The 24,089-nt window shown below is 35.8% G+C and carries 22 protein-coding genes; 6 read left to right on the top strand and 16 right to left on the bottom strand.

Annotated features, from left to right (window positions below):
- Nucleotides 1-198 precede the first annotated feature (198 nt).
- Both SJY30_RS03060 and SJY30_RS03055 read right to left on the bottom strand, forming a co-directional pair.
- Nucleotides 199-825 carry a DUF998 domain-containing protein gene (locus tag SJY30_RS03060; RefSeq protein ID WP_396634146.1) on the bottom strand — a complete coding sequence of 209 codons (627 nt, stop codon included), beginning with the start codon at nucleotides 823-825 and terminating at the stop codon, nucleotides 199-201.
- 56 nt (nucleotides 826-881) lie between these two features.
- Nucleotides 882-1,781 carry a sterol desaturase family protein gene (locus tag SJY30_RS03055; RefSeq protein ID WP_396634145.1) on the bottom strand — a complete coding sequence of 300 codons (900 nt, stop codon included), beginning with the start codon at nucleotides 1,779-1,781 and terminating at the stop codon, nucleotides 882-884.
- Nucleotides 1,782-1,974: 193 nt separating this feature from the next.
- On the opposite strand from SJY30_RS03055, the gene SJY30_RS03050 reads away from it, so the two are divergent.
- Entirely contained in the window at nucleotides 1,975-2,451 is a 477-nt protein-coding gene (locus SJY30_RS03050) for a Dps family protein (RefSeq protein WP_396634144.1), read from the top strand.
- A gap of 64 nt (nucleotides 2,452-2,515) precedes the next feature.
- Here SJY30_RS03050 and SJY30_RS03045 read toward each other — a convergent pair whose 3' ends face one another.
- From SJY30_RS03045 to SJY30_RS03015, 7 genes are all read right to left on the bottom strand, one after another.
- Nucleotides 2,516-3,169, bottom strand: coding sequence for a hypothetical protein (locus SJY30_RS03045; RefSeq protein WP_396634143.1), 654 nt, complete (start codon nucleotides 3,167-3,169; stop codon nucleotides 2,516-2,518).
- 18 nt (nucleotides 3,170-3,187) lie between these two features.
- Nucleotides 3,188-3,604, bottom strand: coding sequence for a VOC family protein (locus tag SJY30_RS03040; protein WP_396634142.1), 417 nt, complete (start codon nucleotides 3,602-3,604; stop codon nucleotides 3,188-3,190).
- Between the two features lie 20 nt (nucleotides 3,605-3,624).
- Nucleotides 3,625-4,170 (bottom strand): pyridoxamine 5'-phosphate oxidase family protein, encoded by a 546-nt coding sequence (locus SJY30_RS03035; RefSeq protein ID WP_396634141.1) that lies wholly within the window; start codon nucleotides 4,168-4,170, stop codon nucleotides 3,625-3,627.
- A 71-nt stretch (nucleotides 4,171-4,241) separates the two neighbouring features.
- Nucleotides 4,242-4,550 carry a hypothetical protein gene (locus SJY30_RS03030; protein WP_396634140.1) on the bottom strand — a complete coding sequence of 103 codons (309 nt, stop codon included), beginning with the start codon at nucleotides 4,548-4,550 and terminating at the stop codon, nucleotides 4,242-4,244.
- Between the two features lie 140 nt (nucleotides 4,551-4,690).
- Nucleotides 4,691-4,900: a hypothetical protein gene (locus SJY30_RS03025; RefSeq protein ID WP_396634139.1), complete on the bottom strand. Its 210-nt coding sequence runs from the start codon at nucleotides 4,898-4,900 to the stop codon at nucleotides 4,691-4,693.
- 30 nt (nucleotides 4,901-4,930) lie between these two features.
- Complete coding sequence (locus SJY30_RS03020; protein ID WP_396634138.1) at nucleotides 4,931-5,233, bottom strand: hypothetical protein; 303 nt, start codon at nucleotides 5,231-5,233, stop codon at nucleotides 4,931-4,933.
- Nucleotides 5,234-5,268: 35 nt separating this feature from the next.
- Entirely contained in the window at nucleotides 5,269-6,681 is a 1,413-nt protein-coding gene (locus SJY30_RS03015; protein ID WP_396634137.1) for a carbon starvation protein A, read from the bottom strand.
- A gap of 69 nt (nucleotides 6,682-6,750) precedes the next feature.
- On the opposite strand from SJY30_RS03015, the gene SJY30_RS03010 reads away from it, so the two are divergent.
- The gene (locus SJY30_RS03010) at nucleotides 6,751-7,806 is read left to right on the top strand and encodes an IS110 family transposase (protein WP_396632131.1); all 1,056 of its coding nucleotides are present in this window, start codon (nucleotides 6,751-6,753) and stop codon (nucleotides 7,804-7,806) included.
- A gap of 382 nt (nucleotides 7,807-8,188) precedes the next feature.
- Here SJY30_RS03010 and SJY30_RS03005 read toward each other — a convergent pair whose 3' ends face one another.
- From SJY30_RS03005 to SJY30_RS02975, 7 genes are all read right to left on the bottom strand, one after another.
- Nucleotides 8,189-8,539, bottom strand: a complete 351-nt coding sequence (locus SJY30_RS03005; protein ID WP_396634136.1) for a hypothetical protein — start codon at nucleotides 8,537-8,539, stop codon at nucleotides 8,189-8,191.
- 262 nt (nucleotides 8,540-8,801) lie between these two features.
- Nucleotides 8,802-9,335: a hypothetical protein gene (locus SJY30_RS03000; RefSeq protein ID WP_396634135.1), complete on the bottom strand. Its 534-nt coding sequence runs from the start codon at nucleotides 9,333-9,335 to the stop codon at nucleotides 8,802-8,804.
- A 126-nt stretch (nucleotides 9,336-9,461) separates the two neighbouring features.
- A complete protein-coding gene (locus SJY30_RS02995) occupies nucleotides 9,462-9,629 on the bottom strand; it encodes a hypothetical protein (RefSeq protein WP_396634134.1) in 168 nt (55 codons plus the stop codon).
- A gap of 603 nt (nucleotides 9,630-10,232) precedes the next feature.
- Nucleotides 10,233-11,234: a hypothetical protein gene (locus SJY30_RS02990; RefSeq protein WP_396634133.1), complete on the bottom strand. Its 1,002-nt coding sequence runs from the start codon at nucleotides 11,232-11,234 to the stop codon at nucleotides 10,233-10,235.
- A gap of 403 nt (nucleotides 11,235-11,637) precedes the next feature.
- Complete coding sequence (locus SJY30_RS02985) at nucleotides 11,638-12,363, bottom strand: DUF2007 domain-containing protein (RefSeq protein WP_396634132.1); 726 nt, start codon at nucleotides 12,361-12,363, stop codon at nucleotides 11,638-11,640.
- Nucleotides 12,364-12,518: 155 nt separating this feature from the next.
- Nucleotides 12,519-12,959: a hypothetical protein gene (locus tag SJY30_RS02980; protein WP_396634131.1), complete on the bottom strand. Its 441-nt coding sequence runs from the start codon at nucleotides 12,957-12,959 to the stop codon at nucleotides 12,519-12,521.
- 115 nt (nucleotides 12,960-13,074) lie between these two features.
- On the bottom strand, nucleotides 13,075-16,305 hold the full coding sequence (locus SJY30_RS02975) for a S41 family peptidase (protein ID WP_396634130.1): 3,231 nt from the start codon (nucleotides 16,303-16,305) through the stop codon (nucleotides 13,075-13,077).
- 68 nt (nucleotides 16,306-16,373) lie between these two features.
- Here SJY30_RS02975 and SJY30_RS02970 point away from each other — a divergent pair, with 68 nt between their 5' ends.
- The 4 genes from SJY30_RS02970 to SJY30_RS02955 all read left to right on the top strand — a co-directional run bounded on the left by SJY30_RS02970 (nucleotide 16,374) and on the right by SJY30_RS02955 (nucleotide 24,084).
- On the top strand, nucleotides 16,374-17,054 hold the full coding sequence (locus SJY30_RS02970; protein ID WP_396634129.1) for a methyltransferase domain-containing protein: 681 nt from the start codon (nucleotides 16,374-16,376) through the stop codon (nucleotides 17,052-17,054).
- Nucleotides 17,055-18,104: 1,050 nt separating this feature from the next.
- On the top strand, nucleotides 18,105-21,341 hold the full coding sequence (locus tag SJY30_RS02965) for a hypothetical protein (protein WP_396634128.1): 3,237 nt from the start codon (nucleotides 18,105-18,107) through the stop codon (nucleotides 21,339-21,341).
- A gap of 40 nt (nucleotides 21,342-21,381) precedes the next feature.
- Nucleotides 21,382-23,322 (top strand): S9 family peptidase, encoded by a 1,941-nt coding sequence (locus SJY30_RS02960; RefSeq protein ID WP_396634127.1) that lies wholly within the window; start codon nucleotides 21,382-21,384, stop codon nucleotides 23,320-23,322.
- 33 nt (nucleotides 23,323-23,355) lie between these two features.
- On the top strand, nucleotides 23,356-24,084 hold the full coding sequence (locus tag SJY30_RS02955) for a DUF2490 domain-containing protein (protein ID WP_396634126.1): 729 nt from the start codon (nucleotides 23,356-23,358) through the stop codon (nucleotides 24,082-24,084).
- Nucleotides 24,085-24,089 lie beyond the last annotated feature (5 nt).

Below are 24,089 nucleotides of genomic sequence, written 5' to 3'. Positions count from 1 at the left end.
TCAGTGACCTTTATAGAATGTCATTGCGAGCGCAGTGGGGCTATCTGCTCTTTTGGAACACGTTCGCTTCGGCTAAGCTCAGTGATCAAAAATCGTTTTTCGTTTTTCGTTGTATTTAATACTAACTACTTTGTACCTCATACTTAGTACTTTTTACTTAATACTCTTTACTTAATACTTTGTACTCGACACTTAATACTATTTTCCCGTATCCGCGCCAATTCGCAACGCACTACAAACCATAAAAACAATAAAAGAGGTTTCTATTGTCCGTTGTAAAATTCCTCTGTAACCTGAATTGGGGTCGGAAAATAGAGAGAATATAAAAATGCCACTTACTATTCCCGTGATCATTGCTATTTGAGATAAACGCTCGTAGTTCTCAAATTTCTTTAACCCTAATCCTATGCCAATTAAACAAATTGGAAAAAAGATATAAGTCAATGAAGCCACTGCATTATGTATAAGTTGTGCAAGACTAGAGTTGATGACATCTGTTGGGCACCCGGCATCACACGGAAATATTCCTACCAAAATAGTTCCTAGTCCGTAGAATAATGCTAACCCGAAAAAACCGGCTACGATGAGTTTTGAACTTGGTAGTTTTCTGGGGGCACTAAAACAGAAAATGGTAATGAGAATTCCGCTAGGTATATATCCGAAGTATTGCAGGTATCGTCCGTACTCCGTGTTTATTGCAAAAGATTCACTTATGTACTGACTTACTACACTGTAGTCTTCTATTAATAATGGACCAACGATGGCGGCTATCGCAAATAAAATTACTCCTAAAATTCCTATGTATGCTACTAGTTTATTGGTCATTCTACTGGTGGTTGGTTTTTATATGACGCTCAAAAGACCTTTATGTTACATAAAAATTATAATTCTGCCTTATTATGCTCTTCCCACTCCCTTCTCAAATCTGTAGAAAGCATACTGGTGCCATCATGTTTCCAGCCTGGTGGTTTTGTCAAATATTTAAAGCGGTTTACAATGGAGGTTTTAGAAGTGAAAAAATCTCCCAGCATCTTGTACCACTCTCCAAAAGCTATTTTTATAGGATTGTAGGTATCGATATTTGTAACCAAACCGTAAACCGGTTTTTCCACCTCTGGTTCAAAAGTGCCAAATAACCTGTCCCATATTATGAAAATTCCAGCATGGTTTCTATCTAAGTATTGCGGATTGGTAGCATGGTGCACCCTATGGTGACTAGGCGTATTAAAAACAGCCTCAAACCACTTGGGCATTTTAGTAATGAATTCGGTATGAATCCAATATTGATAGATGAGACTGACGGACATCTGCACCAAAACCATCACCGGATGAAAACCAATGAGAATTAATGGCGTCCAAAAAATGAAGGTGTAAAATCCTCCAGACCACGATTGCCGTAATGCGGTGCTTAAATTGTAATTTTTTGAGGAATGATGCACCACATGACTCGCCCAAAAAAATCGACTTATATGACTAGTTCTATGAAACCAATAATAACATAAGTCTTCTGCAAAAAGAAGTATTAACCAAGACCACCACGCAAAAGGGATTTCAAATAGATGCCAAAAATTATACAACAAGTAGAAAAACCCCAATGCAATACCTTTGGTAATTAAACCTATAGCAACATTACCCAAGCCCATTACAATAGATGTACCGGCATCTTTAAACTCGTAGTCATGTAATTTTATTTTTACCGATAGTATAACTTCCAAGATAACAGTCACCGTAAAAAACGGAATGGCATAGTGTATTAAATTAGGAATTTCAGGAATTTGCATGCTTATATAATGTCATATTAACCTCCCTAATTTACGAATCTAATTTGTGAACTACAATTACTTTAAAAAGCAACAATTATCATTCATAAAATTCAATAATAGTATAAGCAAAACATATAGCTTATGTAACTTATGTTACCCATAAACATTGACTTTGTGCGTAATTTTACACTATAATTAAAACAACAGAATTATGGAAACTTTAAATAAAAACGTGGGATTAGGTCAAGATTATAAAATAGAAATCAGTGATAAACTAAATGTTCTTTTAGCTAATTATCAAATTCATTATATGAATTTGAGAGGTATGCACTGGAATGTAAAAGGGAGCAATTTTTTTCTTTTACATGAGAAGTTTGAAGACTTATACACTGAAGCTACGGAAACCGTTGATGAGATTGCAGAACGCATTTTAACTTTAGACCAGAAGCCTTTGCATACGTTTGAAGATTACTTGGACAATAAAACCATTAGAATTATCAAAGAAGTGTCTGACGGTGCTACCGGTATTTCTTTACTTATAGATAACTTAAACGAGTTATTAATTCAGGAAAGAGAAATTTTAGAAATCTCTTCTGATAACAATGATGAAGGTACTGCAACTTTAGTTAGTGATTTAATATCCGGACAAGAAAAATTAATCTGGATGCTTAAATCTACATTAAAATAAGCAACATTTTCAGTTATACAAAAGGGCAAAAATCTATCAAGATTTTTGCCCTTTTTTTATTGTATTAAACTTGGCTGAAATTAGTACCTCTGCCTGTTCGTTTTTCTATTTCCAAAGCTCTTTTGTAAAACTCACGAAATTGCTCTTTACTATATTTTGCCCGCATAGCAGATAGCACATCAGATAGACCAAGGCTGCACCAATCCCACAGCATGGTATCAAAATTATAGGCGTACATTTGATTTTTCACCTCGGCTCTTATAGTATCTACTTCATTTGCTGTGAATCCGTTTTCTAGAAGTCTTTCTAAAGCTCGTTGCTCATTTTCTTTGGTAAACTCCGTATCTAGATAAGGCTCTAGAATCCAATCCCAATTCCAATTTTGTGGTATAAGTCTAATATTGTTACTATCTGCAAACCGTTTTAGTTTTTCTTTGAGTTCTAACGAAATAAATATGATATCGTTTTTTACGTGCACTTTGCAAACTGTAAAATCAACCGACATGCAATCTATATCCTTAGCAGAAAGTATAGCTGTTGGGTATGCAATTGATGGCTCAAACGGATATTTAGTAATTACAATTTCACTTTCCCGTATTTCAGATTCCCCAATACCACATAGTAGTTTTTTAGTATTGAAAAACTTTAAAGACCTATTAGAATTCAATGAAAATTCTTTCCTCTTAAAATTGAATATGTCTTTTAGAAATTTCCACATAGTAACCAAACAAAAATTCTATTGTTGCTGCTGTTGTTGTTGCATTTCTAATGGTTCTAACAGATCCCAAAGGTTCCCATATAGGTCTTCAAAAACCGCTACCATTCCATAGGGCATTTTTTCTGGTGATCGTACAAATTTAATTTTGCGTTCCATCATTTTGTAATAGTCCCTCCAAAAGTCATCAGTATACAAAAACAAGAATACGCGACCACCTGTTTGATTTCCAATACTTGCCAGCTGTTTTTCATCATCTGCCTTTGACAGTACCAAAGAACATTCTCTTGATCCTTGTGGTGCCACAATAACCCAACGTTTACCATCGTCCAAGTCGGTATCTTCAACCAGTAAAAAATCTAATTTGTTGGTATAAAAATCAATGGCTTTATCGTAGTCATCTACTACTAGTGCTATACGTGCTATGCTTTGTTTCACTCTGTATTTCTTTCTATTGATTAATTACCAAGAATATTCGTTTCAAATCCGTCTATGCTTTTGGTATTCTTATTTTTCCAGTATGCTTTAATTTTTTCTTCTCCCTGCTTACTAGACCAATCGTTTAAGGTGGTGCGTTCTTCCTTAAAATCCATGAACGGAACAGCAAAACCGCAAGATGTCTGTACCAGGTCTACCTGCATTTCAATAATCTGTCTAGCGCCGGTATTCGCAGGAAATAGGTCTACATACTTTGCAAACTCTTGATCCCTTTTATGGTATATACCCGCAGTACCATACAATCGTAAAATTATAGGTTTTCCTTCAAAGGCGCAGAACATAATGGTCATTCGGTTGTTCTTTATCAAATGTGCCGCAGTTTCATTACCGCTACCGGTGAGATTTAGCCAAACTATTTTATTTTTATCGATTACCCGAAATGAGTCCGTTCCCTTTGGGGACACATTTACATTCCCCTCAGCAGCAGCCGTACCCACAAAAAATATCTTTTGCTTTTCTAAGAATTTTTGTAAATCGGGAGTGATGCATTCTAGTTTCTTTCCCATGTTTATTTGTTTAGTGGCTTTTGATTATATGTTATTTGACCTAAGTGAAACTATAAAATTCTAAAACAATATTACAGATAATTCAGATCTATAAACATCCAAGCATATAATAGCAACTTCAAGGTCATTACTACAGCGAAAGAAGCTAGTAAACTATATAAAAACTTCTTCTTGTGATTTTTAAATTTACGGTTTATATAGTACACTTGAACAGAAATAAACAGTAACAAGGCAACAATAGCCAAGCCTATCGCTGTATAAAAATAGAACACCATAACCATGTCCTCAAGGATGTTAAATACTACATTGAGTGCTTCTAAAATATCGTCTACGGATTGAAATCCGCTACCACTCGTAAAACCGTCATTCGTAGTGAACAATACTCTTATTTCAATAAGAAATAACACTGCATTGAACAGGATATAAAGTATGAACCAGGATATCTTTTTGAGTATTTTAATCAATATTTATTCTTTAAATCTTAATTCCATTTGTTACGGAGAGTATGCTTAGTTGATCATTACTCTTGAATCACCCCCTCAATTTCCTTTTGCAAACCTCTTTCCGTAACCATAATATCCTGCATCATAAACATTATAAGTTCTTTTTTGTCAAAACTGGTGTCTTTTATATTTGGATAAAGGAAACGCATTAAAAATTGAGTTTTTGATGTCAACAACTCTGTGTGATCTTCAATATTTGCCAAAGCGGAAACTCTATCGTATTCCAACAATTCAATTTTTGAACTAGAAATAGCTTTTCAAGAACTAATTCTAATTTGAGGTATTTGAACTCCATTGACTTTCATCATGACATCGAAAATAGAAATTGTATCATTCTTTTTGTAAAATTCTAAGGTGTCGATTAGTGTTTGCTGTTGAGGCATTTTTTTCTTAATGTCTTCGTTGGTCTCCTTCAGTTCCTTTTCCATTGATACAAAGATTTTATTCATATACTTTGCATCTTTACGATCTTCATTCCAATTATTGATAAAAAGTGCTATCAAAATACCGACAATAATCGTAAGTATCTCTTTAAAAAATTCTATAATAGTTTTATTCATATTGTAAGTTTAGTTGGTATTGAAATATCATGTAATTACAACGCACTTGTTCCATCTTTCAACTTTCTAAAAAATAGCACTGTTAGTACAGCAGAAATTCCAACACCTATCCAATTAGAAATTTCAATATCCAATCCTAAACCAACATTTGGGTCATAAAAAATATAGGAACCAACCACAGTTGTAATAAAAAATGCCGGAACCAATGCAATAATATAATGCGTTTTCTTTTGATATAAATATACAGCACCGATCCAAAGAGCAATGGCAGCAGTTACTTGATTTGCCCATGAGAAGTACCTCCATAATAGTTGAAAATCCATATTTGTAAGTATAAATGAAACGATAAAGAGCGGAATAGCTACCATAAATCTATTCTTTAATACTTTCTGGTCTATATTCAAATAATCTGCAATAATCATGCGTGCCGCTCTAAAAGAAGTGTCTCCTGATGTAATAGGTAATACGATTACACCCAAAACGGCTATGGTACCACCAATGGTTCCTAAAGAAATGGTAGCTATTTTATTCACCACAGCGGTTGGTCCGCCATTTTGTAAAAGCTCATTTAAAGAATCTCCATCTAAAATACTCATAGACGCCGCTGCCCAAACCATGGCAATAGCGGCTTCAAGTATCATCATACCATAAAACACTTTTCTACCATCTTTTTCATTGTTGATGGTACGTGAAATTATGGGAGATTGCGTAGCATGAAAACCTGACAAGGCACCACATGAAATGGTCAAGAAAATTACCGGAAAATAAGGTATGTTCTGCGGATGCATATTTTGAAATGTAAGCTCTGGAATAGGATTGCCTACAACGAACATGCCTATGCAAATACCAATGGCACTTAATATGAGCAGCAAACCAAGCACAGGATAAATTTTACCTATGATTTTATCTATTGGTAATAAGGTTGCAACTATGTAATAGAGGAATATGGCGAATAGTACAATGGTCAAATAGCTTGTTTCTGAACCTATAACATCATTAATCATATTTGCGGGAGCAGTCACAAAAACCGTCCCTACTAAAATTAGCAGTAATAGCGCAAAGAAGTTTACAACGTGGCTAAACGATTTTCCTAAAAAACGAGATGCTAGTGCCGGTAAATGTGCACCACCGAAACGTAAAGAAATCATACCGGTGAGGTAATCATGTACAGCACCAGCAAAGATGGACCCAAGCACGATCCAGATAAATGCGATGGGACCATACAAAGCACCCAATATGGGACCAAAAATGGGACCTACACCTGCAATATTCAGAATTTGAATAAAAGCATTTCTATTACTGTTCATGGGTACAAAGTCCACCCCATCTTCCATAGTATGTGCGGGAGTTTCTTCTGTTTTATTTGGTTGAAATGTTTTATCTACAAATCTGCCGTAGATGATATAACCTAACACCAATAGGATAATGGATGTAATAAATGTAATCATGAGGGTGTTTTAGCATCGATGAAAAAGCAGCAAGTCGAGTATCTTTAAAGTTCTCTAAAACAATAAGATATGAACACTCAACAAACTGCTTGCCCGAAGTTATACATTGGTATCGATATTCACAAACGAAGTTGGAAAGTACATTGTGCAACAGATCTGTTCGCTGGTAAGTCTTTTAGTATGTCACCCGACCCAAAGCAATTACATAGTTATGTTTCAAAACATTTCAAGGAGTATGAAGTTACCGTAGCTTATGAAGCTGGTTGTTGCGGTTACCACGCTCATCGTTGTTTTGAGAGTTACGGTTGGCGAAGTCTGGTAGTCAATCCAGCAGACATTCATAGAAAGGGCAAAGAGAAACATACCAAGACCGATAAGATAGATGCGCAGTTGATAGCGAGAGAGTTGAAGGATAACCGATTGCAGAGTATCATAGTGCCGGACAGGAAACGTGAAGAACTTCGTAGTCTGTTCAGACGCAGAAATGACCTTGTAAAGGATTTCAGAAGGGTCAAGAGCTATATAAAGATGCAATTGTTGTATTTCGGAATCAGGGAACCTGAAGAGTTCGACAATGACCATTGGAGCCATAAATACAGAAATTGGTTGGATGATATAATGTTCGAGTACCCAACGGCGAAGGCCACATTAGAGAGTAGAATGCGTTTCTTCCGTTTTGTGGACCAAGAGCTTCGCGATGTGTCCACACAGCTAAGAAGGTACTGTAAAGTGAATTATAAGAAGGATTATCTATTACTGAGAAGTATACCTGGTATCGGAGGTATCGTGGCCTGTGGCATATTATGTGAACTAGGGGATTTAAGACGTTTCAAAAACATTAAACATTTGGCAGGTTACGTAGGTCTGGCACCAAGTATGTATCAAAGCGGAAACAGTCAAAGGACAATGGGAATGACCCCACGTGCAAACCGCTTATTGAGAAGTTATTTTGTAGAGGCATCTTGGCAAGCGATACGTGCAGACCCCGTAATGCAGGCCTATTATCGTAAACATCAAGGCAAGAACGTAAAAAGTATCATTGTCAAAGTAGCTAGAAAGCTACTAAGTAGAACCTTGGCGGTAATTAAAACAGAAGTTCCATATACCATTGGGGTTATTGAATAATAAGCAGAAAAACTAATAAAATAAAAATCATAACAAAGCTCTAATATAGTAGTGAGAACCGTATCACAAAACAAAACCCGTGACCTGTACTATTTAGGATCACATTTTTAGCAAGTGACCGGTTTTATTATAATTTATAATCATACAGATGCCGGTGACGTTTCAAGTTTCGAACCGATCACACATAGGAGTGCGAGCAAGTTATATTAAAAGAAAAAAAGGTGGTTTAAGGCAAAAAAGAAAATATTAATTAACTTTAAGAAACTGGACTAAGGCTTTTCATAGGAGGTTTTTGTTTTGAGCCTGTTAATGGATTTATTAACGAAGTCTGGTCTTCAGTTCAACAATTAATAACCAGTCTCAATTCAAAGCAAACTTAATTTTATTTTTTAAGATTCCGTTGAAATAAATGCTTGATAGTCCTTTTTGGAATATTTTCTAAATTCAAATCCTTATGACCAAATTCTATTGGTAGTAAATATTGGCTATTGTTATGCTCTTTTATTACATAAACTGTTCTAATTTTCAATATTGAATCTGATTTATAATCAATAATTTCCTTTGTTGTAGTTCGTTTTTTTCTACCTGTATAAACTTCTAATTTAACTTTAATTGGTTTAAGCGTAAGGATGGAATCCAAAAGCTCATACTTTCCATAATAATCTTTAAAAATACTTTTCCCTCCATAATCACTGATGTCATTCTGTATTTTGATGAATTCATTATTATTCAATAAAACAATTTCGGCAACATTATTAATTCTATAACTTTTAAAAGATAATGAGTCTCCTTTTTTAATTAGATTGTTCTTTAATTCATTTAACTGAGCCTAAGACTGATTCATGCTCATTAAAAAAAAGATTATATAAAATATATTTTTCATAAAATGTAAATAACGTTCTAGTTTTTACTTGCGCCTAAATGAAAAAGCCAGTTGCGAAACCTAGTACCAATTTTATACTTAAACCTTTAAGCTCTTCTTGCAATAGGCATTCTTACCCAACGTTTTTCCCTTTTTTCATTAATAATTTTGAAATTCTATTGTTATTGGTTAAAAATATAGCTCCAATAAAAATATTAAATCCACAAGTAAACCACCTGTTATAGTCGATAGATAAGTTCAAGATTATCCTTGAACTTTCGTCCAATTTGTTTGTCCAAACTTGCTTTTTAAACTCTAAAAAACAGTAGTTTAAAAAGGGAGCAATATTGTCAACGATCATTAAAAGTCCAATTATTATTATTATTCCAAATTTAAAAAGTCCAACCTCGTTTAGATTTTTCATATCAATTATTTGGGAATCAAACCCTTTACTAAGTCTAAAGAATTTAATTAATCTATCCGTTTTGAACAGAAAAAAGAAAACAATTAATCCTATAAGAACCAAGTGAATTATACTAATTATAAATTCGAACAAATCAAATCCAAAATTAACCGTCATTCTTGGCTGTAATCGATATATAAGAGTTGTAAAACAATAAATTCCAAAGATTTTAATTATAACTCTGAAAAGGTCAGTTATGGTCATTCTATCAGTTTTTTAAGGTATTTAAGCTGCTATTTTTCGGACTAATTCTGACTTTAAATTTATAAAACTCATATTTGTTTAAGAACAGAGCTAAAATATTAGTCTACTTAGTTGGCTGAAACAGTTTTATTTTTTTATCCGCTCAATAACAAACATGATAACCACTGACAGAATAGCCACTACAATTGCTTTAACCCAGTCAATTTCATCTTTTGCAAAAGCATCATAAATAATAAAACCGGTTGCGAAACCTAATACGAATTTTAAATTTTGAAGAGTGAATAAGTTTTTCATTTTGTGGTGGATTAGCTAAGGAACTAATGTTAGTCATCCCCAGCAGATTCAAACATTGTCCAATTTGTGTTACTTGCGTTATATGTTATTGGCAATAGTATTTTTTACTATTATTTCACTAAGTTTTTGAATATCAGCTTCCTTAATTTCATTCAAGTCAAACGTAACTGTAATGCCGCTGTCTTTTTAATTTGATTAAAACTCTATGATTTTGAAGCCCAAGAGTAAATTCTTATAACAGCTCCTTTTTTGTTCCATTGAACATAATTTTTAAACCAAAACATTTTACTGAAATATATCACTTGTAGAAAAAAACCAATAGCACTTATTCTTTTGTTCAGTTTTGGATTTTCAAATTCAAATAATTCAAAAATACCCACCAAAATAAAAAATAAAGAAAGGAATAGAATGAATATCCAAATCCAACTTTTCATATTGTCAAAATGTATCTTTTTCTTTTCCATTTCCGTTCAAATGATATTATTGCTTAAGCTCCGTAAGATAAGTAGGATAATTGTGGGCGTGAGAAGTGTAGAAAGGTATTAACAATTTTATTTTTATATGATTTGCTACAGTACATGTTAGCATTGTATAAAAGATTAATCATTTAATTAGTTCCCCTTTATAATTATAGTTTTCCCTTTTTATGTATTCTCCATTTTCGTCATAGATATATTTAGACTTTACTCTTACCTTCTCATCTTTGGTCTGCTTACCATATCTATCGTAATATAGCACCTCGTTTCTTGACATATTTTTATGATATGTTACAATTCCCATAGCTTTTTCTTTAGAAGGGTACCCTGATTCATCCGTAAAGTAAAAACGTTTATTCTTTCCGTATTCATTAAAATCCCTCATGTCAACTTTAGCATAACCCAAACTGGAACTATTAGCTAATTTACCATGACTATTAATAAATTCTTCTCCATAGAATTGACCGTTCTGATCCATATGGAAAATAACTTTTGCATAGCCATACTTTCCATTTTCCAGTATCCCCTCTTCATTTCTATTTTGACGTGATGATATGAAACCGTCTTTATTATAGGTGAAATGAGTAACTTTAAATCCATTTGGGTCTGGTATAGTGTCAAGGTTTGAGTTAAATCTAATTTCCGTCAATCTCCTATTTTGATAATCTCTATCCACTTTGTAGATTGCAACACCGTATTGGTTTATTAATCTGCCTTCATGGTTATAATTTTCCTTTCTTACCCAAAAGCCAGACTCATTTAATAAATATTTGTGTAACCAGATACCACTTGCATTTATAATTCTTTCTTGCTTTTTATTTTTAAATATTTCCTCATAATAATTGTCATAATATTTTCTTTCTAAAATATGTGCTCCAAAATTTGAATTTGAACTTTTCTTGCCTGCAACAAAATACTCTACCGTTTTTAGCCTTTCATCATTGTCGAAAGTAACTTTATAGCAATTAATTGATTTGATTTCATCTTCTGACAATTTTATAGTAGGCTTAACCGTTCTATTGGTATGGTCAGAATTCCAATTCATATAGTATCCACTTTCATTTTGACTATAAATTTTTAATGCTGCAATAAGTGCAATTACCGTAAAAAAAATTTTCTTGTAATTCATTATGTTTCTTTTGCTTGTTTTTAATGGTTTAGCTAAACGTAGCGCGGAGGCGAAAAAGCTTTTCGTTTCCTTCTGCCTGCCGTTAGGCAGGTCTATGCATGAAGCTAAAGGTTAATGTTTAGTTTTATTTTTTCTTCTCTAAAGCTAGATCCAGAAGATTTGCTGGCTTTATAAAAATACGCAAACCTTAGCTTTTATAATCTAATCTCGTATTGTTTATAGGTTGTTTTAGCACATGTTCTTTATGGTTTAAAATCCGTCTCACAGTCATAGCAATGACTTTTTTTCGAAATAAATGTAAGGGGAATTCCAACAAAGAGTATAGCTATAGCCATTGCTCTTCTTGATGGTTTGGGTTTTGAAACTTCCGTTGAGCCACAACTTGGACATTTTAATTCTTTCATTAATAGTTTCCACGCATTAGATTTGAACAATAAATAGTTAATGACTCAGACTTCAGGATTAATTCTTTTTGGTTAATCTCATATTCATATTTTCTTTCAAGCAGAAAGTCCAATGTGTCAATTTCCGAAACTTTCATAACATTGTTTTCTAGTTTCCATTTACCATTTATTCTAGATGAATTAAAACCAGGAAATTGTACATTTCCAGTAGTTTCAAAGTTTAATTTCTCCGAGCATGCACCAACGAAGCGAATTTGTATTTGATCCGATAAGGTATACGGAACGTATTCTTGGTTTTGATAAACTATGTAATCCACACACCAATTTCGCTTGGTTAAGAGTTCTAAATCAGTCGGACGATTTAAATATCGATAAACGAATAAAGTCGAGGCTAATATGATAATAATGGTAACCAACGAAAAAAGTAAAAATTTCATTCTTTTTTGAAATTTTGGGTTTTCGATTGTCTTTTCAATTTCACTTTGTTCAGGTTGTTTTTCCTTTTCTGCAAGTCCACTTTCCTCTATAATTTCCCTAGCTCTTTCTAAATTAGATTCCGCTACTTGAAGTCGCACACCACCGATTGCTTGTGAAAGAAAATTATGTACCTGAACGGTATTTTCGTCGAGAACTCTACAATCAATATCTTCTGATTCTAGTTTAGATTTGACCACTGCCAGTTCGGTAGGGAACATGAAGGTCATTAAGGTTTTAAAATTTTCCAATATTTCTGAAATATGTGCTAAGGGTCTCGGAAAACCGTCAGTACGGATTAATATGCGTTAATTTTTGGTTTAGCATAAGCCTAAGCAATTCCGAATGGATTCGGAGGTAGTCGAATTCGCAGTAATTACGGTTATACATTGATCTGCGCAGTTTTTTAATCAACTATAAACATTTTTTCCATTCCGTTTTTTCCATTTTGGTAAATATAATTTCCTTTTCTCTCAAAAATTAGATTTGCTTTTTCTCCGGTTTTTTTGTCGATTTCCCAGTATTTATTTCCCTCAAATATAAAAACAGCAGACGAGCCATCTTGTCCGTTGCTAAAATCATAAACTTTATTTCCTCTTTTTTCTAAAAATAAATCTTTCGAATTATTTTTTCCAACCGCATATAATTTAGTTCCCTCAATAATAAATACTTTTCCGCCTTTTTCTCCTTTTTTAATTTCATAAACGCCTTCTGAAATAATTTTTCCAGCCTCGTCTGCAATTTTTTCAGTTAAAGTTTTGTCAGGTGCTGTTTCATCTTTTTTATTTTCCGATTTGCAAGATGTCAAAAGCGCAATTACAGTTAATAAAGTCAATAATTTTCTCATAATTTGTATTTTAGCTTAAATTTGTTTCAAATTGCTTAGAACAATCCGATAAGCATACCAAGGTACGTTTATCCCTTTTAAATTATTCGTTTAAAAATTCTAAATAAGCGAAACACTACTCCACCTCCTTCATCAACACCTCAATAGATTTCTCCAATTGCTCATCAATACCTTTTGCAATTACTTCCGGCTGATTTTTCACAATAATTTCTGGGTTGGTTTCATTGTTTTCCATCCATTCGCCTGATTTGTTTTTAGCACTTACGGGTACTACGCCCCAAACGCCACCATTGGGTAAACGTTCCCAACCAGCAAAGCTACAGGTACCCGGCACAGGCATACCCACTGTTTTACCGATCTTCAAATCGACATAGCCACTTGCAAAACAAGATCCATCACTGTACATAGATTCATTGAACATCGCCAAGGTCGGTTTTGTCCATCTAGAGGTTGGTTCGCCACCTACTACCCTAGCCTCTGTTTCATAAGATAGAAATGGAATTCCGGTAAAGAACATTGCCAGATCGGCTACCAGGTCTCCACCGCCATTAAAGCGGGTATCTACAATAACTCCTTTTTTATCATTGAATTTACCCAGCATTTCTTCATAAATGGTACGGTATGGTCCGTCGCTCATGCCTGGTATGTGTACATAGCCCAATGTACCGTTACTTTTTGCCAATACTTCTTTTTCATTATTTTTTACCCAACGATCATATAGCAATCCGTTTTCTACACGTAAAGAAATAGGCTTTATGGTCAACTGTTTTCTCTTGCCTTTTTCATCGACAATATCTAGCAATGTAAAATTGCCCGCAATTCGGTTTAGGTAGAAAGCGGCATCGGTAGACTCGCCTATGGTAACACCATTGATTTGCTTGATTATAGTACCTGGCTGTATATCAAATCCTGCTTTGTCTAATGGTCCGCCTTTAATGACTTCCGTAATTTTCAATCCGGCACCTTTATAATCGTAATCCATGAAAACACCTAACGATGCTGTTTGATCTCCGTTTTCGATATTGGCGGAGAAACGACCTCCGGCGTGACTCACATTCAGCTCGCCTAACATTTCTGAAACCATTTCAGAGAATTCAAAACCATTACCAATATGCGGTAAGTACTTCTCGTATTCGGTACGCATCGCTTTCCAATCTATACCGTGAAAATTTGAGGTGTAGAAAATACCGTTGGTACGCAACCAAATATGATCGAACATATACTTACGCTCTGCATCGGCATCTAAAACCATTTCTGCCTTTACTTTTACCGGTTCTGTCTTACTAGTGGCTACATCAACTTTAGATATACTACCGTCAGATAATAAGAACAGTTGCTCTTTCTTGGCATCCCACTGTAAACTTCCTGATTTCGCATCTAAGGCTATAAGCATTTTCGTACTCTTGGTACGTATTTCGGTTTCCCAAAGATTCAATCCTTTTTCAAACTTGGTCAGGTAATACAGTTTTTCTCCGTCTTTAGAAAGTACGGCATCTGACAGTTTAGAGGAGTGTATGGTTAAACGCGCTTTTCTGCGTTCTACATCTTCCAAATCGAATTTCACCGTTTTTACTTCCTTTTTTTCGTCTTTCTTAACTTTCTTCTTTTTATCATCAGATTTGGCTTCGTCCTTTTTTTCTTCGGCAGCCTCTTTTATCATTTTCAACAAATCGTATTCTTCTTTTGTATTATTGAACTTATCCCAAGACTCTTGGTTCAAGAACATGGTATACACATCTGTTTCAAAAGAACCACTGGTCGCATAACTTTTAAGTCCGTCGCGATTAGAGAAATAGATAATCTGACTACCATCGTTCACCCATTTAGGTAAAAAATCATAATAACCGCTTTGAGTCAAGTTTTTACGCTGTTTACCATCTTTAGAAATCAAAAGCAACTCGGTATTATTCAACGAAACACTCCAATCTACCAACAGCCACTTACTATCCGGACTCCACTGGTAATACTGATCACCGTCTTGCATGTGAATCACATTGTCAGGAGTCATTAAAGTAGTAATTTCTTTCGTTTTCAAGTTCTTCACCTTTATCGTTCTTCTACCTTCTACATAGGCAACATAGGTGCTATCTGGCGAGAATTCGGGCAAATAGATATCTTCTTTTGAAGTGACCAATGTATCTTCTTTGAATAACGTTGCCGCAAAGAAATAAGGTTCTTCTTTTCGGACTTTAGAAGATGTAAATATGCTCCATTTACCATTACGTTCACTAGAGTATGCAACAGATTTACCATCAGGCATAAACTTTACAAATCGTTCTTGTTCTGGGGTATTGGTGATACGTTTTGTCAATGAACCATCTACCGAGGTTACAAAGACTTCTCCTCTGCTGATAAAAGCGATTTCTTTACCATTAGGTGCAACATCCATTTCTTGAACACCACCGTTTACAGATACATATTTTATAGAATTACTGTCTTCTTGCGTTCTAACTATTATTTCTACCTTCTTAGCACCTTCACCGGCTTTTAGCGTATAAATTTCTCCATCATAACCAAATGCCAAAGTATTTTCACCAATACTTAATGAGCGAACCGGATGTGTCTTTAAACTGGTATGCGCAGCAATTTCAGGCGGTCCCGTCAACGACATGGAAAAGACATTAAAAGTACCTTCTTGCTCGCTTAAATAGTAAATGGCACTACCATCTTTTGAAAATACCGGATTGCGGTCTTCTCCTTTAAAAGTGGTAAGTTGTTTATGTTTTCCGGTGGATGGGTCATACGACCAAATATCTCTAGTTATAGCAGAAGTATGATGCTTTCTAAAGGTATCTTCATATCCCTTCTTATCGTGATACACCATCTTGCTACCATCGGTATTTACTTGTGCATCTTCTACGGGCACGGTCAACACTTGACCAACTCGCCCACCACTTACGGGAACGCTATATAATTCGGGCTGCGAACCTGTTGGGTATTGGCGATGCTCCACTATATCTAACCGATTTGCACCAAATAACACATCTGAATCATCGGCAGAAAAACTATAGGGAGTTTCGTCATTACTATGATAGGTTAATCGTGTTGCTTCGCCGCCTTGGGCATCCATCACATAAACATCAAAATTGCCATATCTATTAGAGGCAAATGCTATCTTATTTCCATTTTTACTCCAAACTGCTTTATAATCATGGGCAGAATGATAGGTTAACTGCTTTGCTAAACCACCTTCTGCAGGTACCGTAAATAGATTGCCTTTATAAGTAAATGCTATTGTAGTACCATCGGGAGAAATTGCTGGGTAACGCGCCCATTTAGGATTCGTTTGTGCCGTGCATACATAAGTTAAGCATACCGTTAAGGCGGTCAAAAAAGAATATTTCATACGTTTAGTTAGTTGGTCTATAGTAGTTTCGAAAGATAAGGATTACAATTCTTTGCTACAATCTATGTATGGTCATTGGTATGCTTTTGTACATACTTTGCCAAAACCCAACAAATCTGTATAAATTTACTATCGCAGATAATCATGATACCACAGTGAAAGAAGAAGAAAATTATTGGACACAGCGTTATACCGAAAAACAAACAGGTTGGGATATTGGCTACCCTTCTACCCCTATTAAAGAATACATTGATCAGTTAACCGACAAGACCATTCAGATTTTAATACCGGGAGCCGGAAATGCGTATGAAGCGGAATACCTGTGGAAAGCAGGATTTAAAAACATTCATATTTTAGATATCTCTAAAATTCCGTTACAAGAATTCAAAAAAAAGAATCCGAATTTCCCAGACGAAAATATGCATCAATCAGATTTTTTCGAATTCAAAGGGCAGTACGACCTTATACTAGAACAGACTTTTTTCTGCTCTTTTGTGCCCACTGACACCAATAGAAATACCTATGCCAAACACATGGCTGAACTACTAAAACCAAAAGGAAAATTAGTGGGACTCTGGTTTAATATTCCCTTAACCGACAACATGGAAAAACGCCCATTTGGCGGAAATAAAGATCTGTACACCAATTATTTATCACCCTATTTTAAAACGATCACTTTCGATCTCTGTTATAACTCTATTAAGCCTAGGCAAGGGAATGAGTTGTTTGGGATTTTTGAGGTTCGTTGATGGTTGTCCGTTGTCCGTTGTCAGGTCACTTCGGCTACGCTCAGTGACCTAAACACCTATTGTCCGTTCGAGCGCAGTCGAGAACTATTGGTGTCCCAAATTGACAGATTGCAACGTCGCGAAAAGCTCCTCGCAAAGACGTCTTTAAAACTGCAAACTGTTACTGCCTACTGAAATACGCTCAGTGACCTAGACAATGTTGTAACTAATAATCATAGAAACATTAATTAAACAGGTTGCTTCGCGCCTCGCAAAGACGTTTACGATAATCACATAGTATAACTGCAACTGAAAACTGGTACTGCCTACTGAAAACTCACAACAAGCCGCTTTATCACTTCGGCTACGCTCAGTGACCTGACTAAAATCTTGTCCGTTCGAGCGCAGTCGAGAACTTTTGGTGTTCCAAACTAACAGATTGCTTCGTGCCTCGCAAAGACGTTTACGATAATCACATAGTATAACTGCAACTGAAAACTGAACACTGAGAACTGATACTGCCAACTGAAACTGAACACTCATAACTAGCCGCATTATCACTTCGGCTCCGCTCAGTGACCTGACTTAAATCGTGTCCGTTCGAGCGCAGTCGAGAACTATTGTTGTTTCACTTAAACAGATTGCTTCGTGCCTCGCAAAGACGTTCACGAGGATTGCATAGCATAACTGCCTACTGAATACTGTTACTGCCAACTGAAACTGAACACTCACAACAAGCCGCATTATCACTTCGGCTACGCTCAGTGACCTAAACACCTATTGTCCGTTCGAGCGCAGTCGAGAACTATTGTTGTTCCAATTCAACAGATTGCTTCGTGCCTCGCAAAGACGATTAAAAAAACTGCAAACTGAAACTGACATTAACGAAGAACCAACAACGAAGAACGAACAACGAAGAACGAACAACGAAGAACGAGCAACGAAGAACGAGCAACGAAAAACTGTTAAAGAATTACGGATAATTCAAAACCGCATACTGTTAACATCCTTTTAAGAATACTTCCCTTTCTTTTCCGCTATTTTTAAGCACATAACTAACAAACCACTCAAATGACTTCAAGATTACTCTCCTTGCTGGTGCTTTTTGCAACTTTTTTCGTTTCTGCACAAGAATTTAAAATGGACATGGTACAAGACATGAAACCCCGTAACATCGGTCCCGGTGGTATGAGTGGTCGTGTTACCAGTATTGATGTCGTAAATTCCAACCCTGATATTATGTATGTAGGTACCGCTTCTGGCGGATTATGGAAATCTACTTCAGGAGGCATAAAATGGGATCCTATTTTTGATAAAGAAGTAACCGCTTCTATTGGTGCCGTTGCCATTCAGCAAAGTAACCCGTCTGTAATTTGGGCTGGTACAGGTGAAGGTAATCCCAGAAATAGTTTGAATGGTGGCTACGGGGTATATAAATCTCTCGATGGCGGTAAGACCTGGAAATCTATGGGTCTTGAAAAAACGAGACATATTCATAGAATTAAAATCGACCCAATGAACCCGAATACGGTTTATGTTGGTGCCATTGGCTCTCCTTGGGGCGAGCACCCTGAACGTGGAGTCTTCAAAACTACTGATGGTGGCGAAACTTGGGAGAAGGTTCTTTTTGTAAATAACAAAACGGGGGTTGCTGATCTTATTATGGATCCAACCAACCCAAACAAGTTAATCGCTGCCATGTGGGAACATAAGCGTGAGCCTTGGTTCTTTAATTCTGGTGGTTCTGGTAGTGGTCTATACATTACCCATGATGGTGGTAAGAATTGGAAAAAACTTAGTGAAGAAGATGGTCTGCCTGCTGGCGATTTGGGTAGAATTGGTGTTGCCATTGCTCCTGGTAAGCCCGATGTTATTTACGCTTTAGTGGAAGCGAAAAAGAATGCGCTGTACAAATCTGAAGATGGCGGATTTAAATGGAAGAAAATCAATGATAAGAACGATATCGGTAATAGACCTTTTTACTATTCCGAAATATATGTAGATCCTGAAAATGAAAATAGAGTTTTTTCTGTGTTTACATACGTGAACGTTTCGCAAGATGGTGGTAAGAACTTTACACAATTAATGCCTGCTTACCGTGCAGATAACGGTGTTCACCCTGATCACCATGCATTTTGGATTCACCCAGAAAACGGACAGTTTATGATGGACGGTAATGATGGCGGATTGAATATTTCTAAAGATGGTGGAAAAACATGGCGTTTTGTAGGTAACCTACCGGTTGCGCAATTTTACCATATAGCAACTGATAATGAGTATCCTTATAATGTATACGGTGGTATGCAAGATAATGGTAGCTGGAGAGGACCTGCTTATGTTTGGAAAGCTCAAGGAATTCGTAATAGCTACTGGCAAGAAATAAGTTTTGGTGATGGTTTTGATGTGGTACCCGATCCTGTAGATTCTAGATATGGTTATACCATGAGTCAGCAAGGTAACGTACAACGTTTTGACCATGTTACGGGTAATAATTACATTGTACGCCCTACTCCGCCAGATGCTGAAACTGAACTTCGCTTCAACTGGAATTCGGCAATTAGCCAAGACCCTTTTGATAATAGCACCCTTTATTTTGGTAGTCAGTTTGTACACAAGAGTACAGACAAGGCATTGACTTGGAAAGTAATTTCTCCGGATTTAACTACGAACGACCCTGAAAAGCAAAAGCAAAGTGAAAGTGGCGGATTGTCCATGGATGCAACGGGAGCAGAAAACCACACTACTATTTTGGTAATTGAGCCATCACCTATTGAAAAAGATATGTTATGGACAGGTTCTGATGATGGTCGTGTACATTACACTCAAAATGGTGGAGAAACTTGGACCGAGGTAACCGCAAATATTAAAGGCCTACCAAAAGGAAGCTGGATTCCGCAAATAAAAGCATCTACCCGTAATAAAGGTGAAGCACTTTTAATCGCTAATGATTATAGAAGATTCAATTACACTCCGTATGCATACCGCACTAAAGATTATGGTAAAAGCTGGACAAGAATTGTTGATGCTTCTGATGTAGAAAGCTATACGTTATCAATCATAGAAGATCCTAAGAATCCGAATTTGGTATTTTTAGGTACCGATGATGGCTTATATGTTTCTTTCAATGCAGGTGAAAAATGGCAAAAATGGACCGAAGGTTTCCCAACGGTTTCTACAAAAGATTTAGCTATTCACCCAAGAGAGCATGATTTGGTGATCGGTACATTTGGTAGAGCTGCATGGGTTTTAGACGATATTCGTCCCTTACGCGCTTTGGCTGCTGATGCAACCATTCTAAATAAAGACATCGAATTATTTACGCCTCCAACGGCATATCAAGCTGCTTATCAACAACCAACAGGAAGTCGTTTCGGTGGCGACGGACTGTATCAAGGTGAAAACAAAAAGTCTGGCGCTATGATTACCTATTATCTAAAAGAAGGTAAGAAAGCTGCTAAAAAAGGAAATCCAAAGGGTGATAAAAAAGAGAAAGATGCCGAAAAGACATCCGAAGAAAAAACAGAGAAAGTAGAATTAACAGGAGTTCAAAAGAAAGACTCCGTACAGTTCGATTTTTACGATGGCGATAGATTAATTCGTACCTTAAAATACAAGACTCCGGAAAAAGCAGGTTTCCATAGAATTTACTGGAGAATGGATGAAAAAGGTGCGGACAGACCTTCAAGAAAAGTAATTACCAAAAAGAAAGAATCTGGCGGTTTAGATGTAAAACCAGGAACTTACACTATCAAAATGCTTTTTGGTGATATGGAAGAAGAAACTAAAATTACAGTAGCTTCTGACCCTCGTTTAAACGTTTCTACCGTAGCTATCAACGAAGCGTATGACAACGGAAAAGTTCTAGAATCATACATGCAAAAAGCTGCGGATGCCGTTCAGCAATTAGCAAAAAGTAAAGATACCGCAGAAAAGTTTCAAAAAGAACTAAAGAAGGAAGATGATAAAAAATACAAAGAGCAGATAGATGCTTCTAAAGATATCATCAAACAAATAGATTCTGTAACTGCAATCTATTTAGGCAAAGTTGATAAACGACAAGGTATTACCCGTAGCAAAGAGATGACGGTAATGCAGCGTTTACAAATTGCAAGACGTTATGTTGGTTCTAGACAAGCAGGTATGACAGCTACAGAAAAGCAGCTTATGCAATTTGCAAAAGAGGAACTAGAAGGAGCTCTAGACGAAACTAATTCATTTTTCTCTACTAACTGGAAAACTTACAGATCAGCTATGGAAAGCTTAGAGCTTTCTCCGTTCAAGGAAGTCGATACTTTTAGCTTAAAATAATTCTCATAATATTAGGCATACTCACTTAAAACCATCAATTATGAAAAAATTATTCGCTTGTTTTGCCATAGCTCTTATATGGAGTTGTACAGAAAAAAAAGAAGTTCAAAAGGAGGAGCAAAAAGAAGTAGAAATCACCAAAATACCCAATAAATATTCCATAAAACAAATGATGGATAATGAAGCTATTTCTGGAGGTAGTTTTTATCGTGATAATTCTAAATTATTGGTTTCAAGTAATAGGTCTGGTATATATAACATGTACACCGTGCCTACCACAGGTGGTGAGTTAACGCCCATAACACAATCTGACAGTGCTTCTATTTTTGCGATTTCCTATTTTCCTAGAGATGAGCGAATGCTTTTTAGTATGGATGGTAATGGTGATGAAATATACCATATCTACATCCGTAATCTAAATGGTAGCCTTACAGATCTTACGCCAGCCAAAGGTGCTAGGGCTAGTTTTCAAGGATGGGCAGAAGATGACCAAAGTTTCTTTTTTACATCGAACAAGCGAGATGCAAAATACATGGATCTGTATCAAATGGATTTTCTTAATTATTCGCCTAAATTAATTTTTAAGAATGAAGAAGGATACGAAATTGGAAACCTTAGTAAAGATGAAAAATATCTGACGTTGGGTAAATCTTTAAATACCAACGATTCAGACTTATACCTATATGACCTATCCACAAAGAAGAAAATTAAGATCAATAAAACGCAAAGTGCGAATAGTAGTCAAGATTTTTCTCCCTCTGGCGATGAACTGTATTACACCACAGACGAAGGCAGTGAGTTTTCATACTTAATGAAGTATAACATTGCATCTGGCGCGACCGAAAAAGTGATTACCCGTGATTGGGATATTTTAGGTAGTTACTTTACAGATAATGGCAGTTATTTGGTCACCTATATCAATGAAGATGCAAAGAACACTATTGAAGTGATGGATGTAGCCACTATGAAGAATATTGATTTACCTGAGTTTGATGCCATGGCAATAACCAATGTAGATTTCTCAAAAGACGAAAAATGGATGCGTTTTTACGCAGGTGGCTCACATACTCCAAGTAATTTATATGTCTATAACCTAGAAACGAAAGAACAGAAAAAATTAACAGATGTTCTGAATCCTGAAATTAAGATAGATGATCTTGTTTCTGCTGAAGTAGTTCGTTATAAGTCTTTTGACGGAGTAGAAATACCCGCCATTTACTATAAGCCTAACCAAGCAAATGCCGATGCAAAAGTACCCGCTTTGGTTTGGGTTCATGGAGGACCGGGCGGACAAAGTAGACAAAATTTTAGTTCTTTCATTCAATACCTTACCAATCATGGGTATGCTGTACTTGCTGTAAACAACCGTGGAAGTAGCGGCTACGGAAAAACGTTTTACCAAATGGATGATCTAAACCATGGCGATAAAGATTTAAAAGATTGTGTTGAAGGTAAAAACTGGCTTGCGGCTCAACCTGAAATCGATGCCGATAAAATTGGGATCATAGGTGGTTCTTATGGTGGTTATATGACCATGGCCGCATTGACATACACTCCTGAAGAATTTGCAGTTGGTGTTAACTTGTTCGGAGTAACCAATTGGATAAGAACACTAAAAAGTATACCACCATGGTGGGAATCTTTTAAAGATGCTCTTTATTTAGAATTGGGTGATCCCTACAGTGCAGATTCTGTTCGTTTAAAAGAAATCTCACCTCTTTTTCATACCGATAAGGTAACCAAACCTTTAATTGTACTGCAAGGTTCGCAAGATCCACGTGTGTTACAAGTTGAATCAGATGAGATTGTTGCAGGGGTAAAAAAGAACGGAGTTCCTGTAGAATATGTTCTTTTTGAAGATGAAGGACATGGTTTTGTCAAAAAAGAAAATCAGATCGAAGCCTACAGTAGGGTTTTAGATTTTTTAGATTTGTATTTAAAGAAAGATAAAGCCACCCCAATTGAGGCGGGTGAAGAATAAATCTAAAAATAGAGTTACACCTTAAATTAAAGAATGAGGAAAGTTATTACGTTACTAGTATTATTAACAGCAATTAGCCATACCAATGCCCAAAGTGAAGTTACTGGTGAAGACGATTTTGGTAGTTGGTTCATGTATTTTGGAACCAATAAAATTGCCGATAAATGGAGTATACATACCGAAGCGCAGTTTAGATATTATGAAATGGCATCTAACTTTAATCAGTTATTGCTGCGTACGGGAGTAAATTATCATATTAATCCTAATGCTATTGCCACTTTGGGGTACGGTTTTATTGGTACCGACCCTACCTTTAGGGAATTTGATGTTCTTGGTGATGATGCCATTTTTGAAAATAATGCTATTTCAGAGCATCGAATTTTTGAGCAGTTTATTCTAAAAAACAAAGTATGGGAATTTAAATTTGAGCATCGCTACCGTTTAGAGCAACGCTTTGTTCAAAACAACGCCACCGGTATCAGTAATACATTACACAGAGCTCGCTACAGAATTCAAATGACCTTACCCCTAACCGATATTTTTTTCCTGAATTTCTATGATGAGATCTTTATCAACCTACAAGACGATGCCTTTGGTCAAAACCGTGCGTATGCTGCCTTGGGAGTTAATGTAATCGAAGATTTAAGTATGCAATTTGGGTATTTAAAAAATCACTTTAGCGAGACTAATTTTGACCGTTTTCAAGTAGGCTTATTTTATAACACAGATTTACGTGGCATTTTTAAAAAGAAGGAGAAATAGGTTGA

Source organism: Maribacter sp. R86514, assembly GCF_044597005.1.
GTDB lineage: Bacteria > Bacteroidota > Bacteroidia > Flavobacteriales > Flavobacteriaceae > Maribacter.
Note: the sequence above shows the minus strand (reverse complement) of the source record. Positions and strands in the feature narration are given on the sequence as shown.